General features: G+C 31.2%; 5 protein-coding genes. All 5 read left to right on the top strand.

Translation table 11 applies throughout. The features are described 5' to 3' along the window. Positions 1 to 382 precede the first annotated feature (382 nt). Positions 383 to 685 (top strand): hypothetical protein, encoded by a 303-nt coding sequence (locus tag B6C99_RS12745; RefSeq protein WP_086360168.1) that lies wholly within the window; start codon positions 383 to 385, stop codon positions 683 to 685. A 108-nt stretch (positions 686 to 793) separates the two neighbouring features. Next, on the top strand, positions 794 to 1078 hold the full coding sequence (locus B6C99_RS13125; protein ID WP_143413930.1) for a hypothetical protein: 285 nt from the start codon (positions 794 to 796) through the stop codon (positions 1076 to 1078). A gap of 325 nt (positions 1079 to 1403) precedes the next feature. After that, the gene (locus B6C99_RS13810; RefSeq protein WP_371265848.1) at positions 1404 to 1640 is read left to right on the top strand and encodes an RHS repeat-associated core domain-containing protein; all 237 of its coding nucleotides are present in this window, start codon (positions 1404 to 1406) and stop codon (positions 1638 to 1640) included. 369 nt (positions 1641 to 2009) lie between these two features. Beyond that, positions 2010 to 3215, top strand: a complete 1206-nt coding sequence (locus B6C99_RS13440; protein ID WP_216819494.1) for an SMI1/KNR4 family protein — start codon at positions 2010 to 2012, stop codon at positions 3213 to 3215. Positions 3216 to 3316: 101 nt separating this feature from the next. Further along, positions 3317 to 4330 (top strand): SMI1/KNR4 family protein (locus B6C99_RS13435; RefSeq protein ID WP_216819493.1); only part of this gene is annotated, 1014 nt, incomplete at its 3' end.

Raw genomic sequence — 4330 nt, 5'->3', positions numbered from 1 at the left:
TGATACAAGTTATTTATACATTTTTTGGGACGTACATACTCAGAAATATACTACTTTAGATCAATCGGCATAATTACAATTGATAAATATTTGTAAAGTATAACAATTCAAACAATCGTAAAATAATATATAATAATTTATTAAACACATGATTTACATAAAAAATATAGATATAATCATTTATTGTAATTATAAATATAAATTTTTATAAAAAATTAAATTGTAAATTATATTGTTAATAATTTTAGATATTCGACTGGTTAGATAGTTTTAAATAAAAATAATTGAAAAATATTAATACAACCATAGAGGAAATAGAATGCTTCTTTGCCTCATATAAATATTAAACGTTCTGATAGGACAATGGTGAGGATTGATATAGATGGCTGATTTGTATATAAAAAAACTAATCACTGCCATAGAGAATGGTAAGGTTAGAGGTTTTGATGAGATAAAGGATATAAATGGTGAAAATTATTTATTTGAATATGCTATTAAAAAAGAGAATGAAAAATATAATACTTATCTTTTCCACATACCTGAAAATAAAATGGAAATATACGAAGATTATGCAACTGAAGAATTTAGTGAGTTTTCCAATATAGAAGATGCTTTTTATTACTTTAAATTACAAGGTGTGGATATTAGAAAATTTGCTCCTATTAAAAGGACATTACCTTTTTAGATGATAAAGAAAGCTGGGTAAAAAAATCAAATCTTACCAGCTTTTTTATTTAACTCTCGTTCCATCCACTAATTCCTACATCAAGGATAGAGTGATTACTGCTACGATGTGACCGGACGCATCGAAAGCTACCGCAACGAATCCTACTGGGAAACATTACAATACGATGCTGCGGCCAATCTGCTGGACAGAAGATGCGGCGAAGAAGAAAGCAATCAGAACCTGATCCGCTTTAATCAGCAGCTCAGCTTCCGCGGACTGAAATACAGCTACGACGAACACGGACGAACCCGCAGCAAACAAACCGCCAGCGGTACCCAGTATTACCACTACGATGCCGAACACTATCTCATCGAATTATGTATCGAAGAACTGGAACGCTCCCATCGTTAGAGTGCTATGTCTTTGATGCATTAGGGGACGTTTTAAAAAACATCGACTGGACAAAGACAGCCAACCTTATAACCGTACCCGCTTTATGTTTAATGGTTTAATAATGATTGAGTGAATCAAACTGACCCATCGCAAAGCCCGTACCTATATAGTGACACCAACAGCTATGAATCGGTGGCGCGAATAGACAGAAATGCTAATCAAGAACAGCACATCTACTACCTCCATATCTATTGTAAACGGTATGCCAGAGATGCTGAAGGATGAAGCTGGTGGTATCGTCAGGGAGTGCTCATACCAGTTGTGAGGTAAACCGATATAGGAGATTGCTCATACACAGATTCAACAGAACCAGATGTATCAGGGACAATATTTAGACAGAGAAATCAGGCTGCACTACAATACTTTTAGGTACTACGATCCGGATATAGGCCGCTTTACCCAGCTGGATCCGATAGGACTAAGAGGCGGATACAGTCTTTATCAATATGTGCCTAACTCGCTTAACTTGTTAGATCCACTTGGATTGAGTTGTAGTTACAATAGCAAATCGAATCGTTAGCATAATAATGAAACTAGCCGTTTTACTAAACTTCCAACTGCTCCTTCTGAACTAGTTAATAAAAGAAACATCAAGATGACAAATACAGAGGCAGAGCCCAAACAGTAAAAAATACCAGATATTTAGGAGTTTGATCTCAATTGTTTTCCAGATGATAGTTTAAATAAATAGATTTTAAGTGCATGGAGATGATGATATATATATCATAAAGTACAATTAAACTAATACGCCAATGATGCAGTTCGGCTTAACTTCTAGAAGCACTGATAAGGAAGGTATAAAAATTTATCGAACTGATGGAATTAGTGAAAACTTAACAAATATCTTAATTTTTCCGATACCTTTTTAATTCAATAAGGATATTAACGTATGAATGAGAATGAAAATATACTTAATAATTTTTTAGAAAATAAACCAACTTATCTTGCTTATGAGGATGAACTTAAACTAATAGATATTATGATGAAGTTACCAATGGATTGGCTGATTAAAAATGAGGACGAATTTTTTAACGCACTAAATGCTTTAGTTTATTGTCATACATTAGGTTTCGGATTTTTATCTGTAGAAGAAAGTGACGACATTATATTTGAGAACTTTTGTAACTGGCTAAGAGAAGTAGAGGAGAAAACGCATATATCGGTCATAGGATATATTGATGATCTTTCACCGGAAGAACTGGAGTTAGATAATTACAGAAGAGGAAAAAAAATAAATAGCAATAAATCTGATGAGAATGAATATCAGTTTGACAACAGCACTGATCTAGAACTCAATTCATTAACCTCAGATAGAATAGAAAATCAAGCCTGTATTTTTGAATCATGTAACATTAAAGAAGATAAAATGATTCAATCAAAATATCCTGTGCCAAAAAACATTAATAAACTGATTTCACAATTAGAATTAAAAAGAAGACCTTACCAGTCTTATGTTAATTTTTTAAAACAATATAACGTAATTGATTTTTATGGTTTAGATTATAGTTATTATATTGACTATAAAGGGAAGAAATTGTCCCTAGAAGTGATTCTGGGATTCTCAGAAAAAGCAGGTGAAGATTTAATTGCTCTTAATAAGATGTGTTTAAACAGAATACCAAAGAACTATTTTGCTATAGCAAGAGTAAATCATGGAGATTTACTTTGTATGGCAAGTCGTTCAATTTATTATTGGAATCGTAAAGTCAATGACTTGCATTTTGATATGAAAGTAAAATATGGATATTTGATGCGAAATACAGCTTTAATGCTAGTAGCAGACTCATTTGACCAATTTTTATCCATGATTACTAGAACAAAAAATAAAGCTAATTATACTCAGAATGAAAATGAATTTAATCTACCGGATATTACTTTTCCGATAGAAGCATTAGAACTTTGGGAAGAAAATCCTAAAAGGATTTTTAGAGTGTCAGAAGGAGATATACCGATTTATATAGAAAAATTGGAAGCATCTGAAAGAGGGCGTGCAATAATAGAAAAATTTAAAACATTGACACTTACTGAAGAACAGCAGGAAGTAGTAGCAAGATTAAAAGAAGAAGGACTTTTGGCAGACGGCATTTTTGAATGAAAAGTTAAATTTTAATTACCATAAGAACAATAAGAAGTGATGGTAACATCAAATATCTTAATTTTTTCGATACTTTAGTAATTCAATAAGGATATTAACGTATGAATGAGAATGAAAATATACTTAATAATTTTTTGGAAAACAAACCAATTTATCTTACTTATGAGGATGAACTTAAACTAATAGATATTATGATGAAGTTACCAATGGATTGGCTGATTAAAAATGAGGACGAATTTATTGAAGCATTAAATACCTTAGATATTTCTCATACATGCGGTTATGGATTTTTAAGTGTAGAAGAAAGTGATGATGTTATATTTGAGAATTTTTGTAACTGGCTAAGAGAAGTAGAGGAGAAAACGCATATATCGGTCATAGGATATATTGAGGATCTTTCACCGGAAGAATTGGAGTTAGATATTTATAGAAGAAGAAAAAAAATAAATAGCAATAAACCTGATGAGAATGAATATCAGTTTGACAACAGCACTGATCTAGAACTCAATTCATTAACCTCAGATAGAATAGAAAATCAAGCCTGTATTTTTGAATCATGTAACATTAAAGAAGATAAAATGATTCAATCAAAATATCCTGTGCCAAAAAACATTAATAAACTGATTTCACAACTAAAATTAAAAAGAAGACCTTACCAGTCTTATGTTAATTTTTTAAAACAATATAACGTAATTGATTTTTATGGATTAGATTATAGTTATTATATTGACCTTGAAGGGAAAAAATTGCCCTTGGAAGTGATTTTGGGGTTCTCAGAAAAAGCAGGTGAAGATTTAATTGCTCTTAATGAGATGTGCTTAAACAGAATACCAAAGAACTATTTTGCAATAGTAAGATTAAATCATGGAAATTTACTTTGTTTGGGTTACTATGGCAAAATTTATTATTGGGATCGTAAAGTCAATGACTTACATTTTGATATGATGTTTAGATACGGGTATTTGACTCAATGTACATATTTAATGCCAGTAGCAGACTCATTTGACCAATTTTTATCCATGATTACTAGAACAAAAAATAAAGCTAATTATACTCAGAATGAAAATGAATTTAATCTACCGGATATTACTTTTCCGATAGAAGCATTAGAACTT

Source organism: Gilliamella sp. N-G2 (genome assembly GCF_002142215.1).
Classification (GTDB): domain Bacteria; phylum Pseudomonadota; class Gammaproteobacteria; order Enterobacterales; family Orbaceae; genus Gilliamella.
This window is presented reverse-complemented; position numbering and strand designations above follow the sequence as displayed.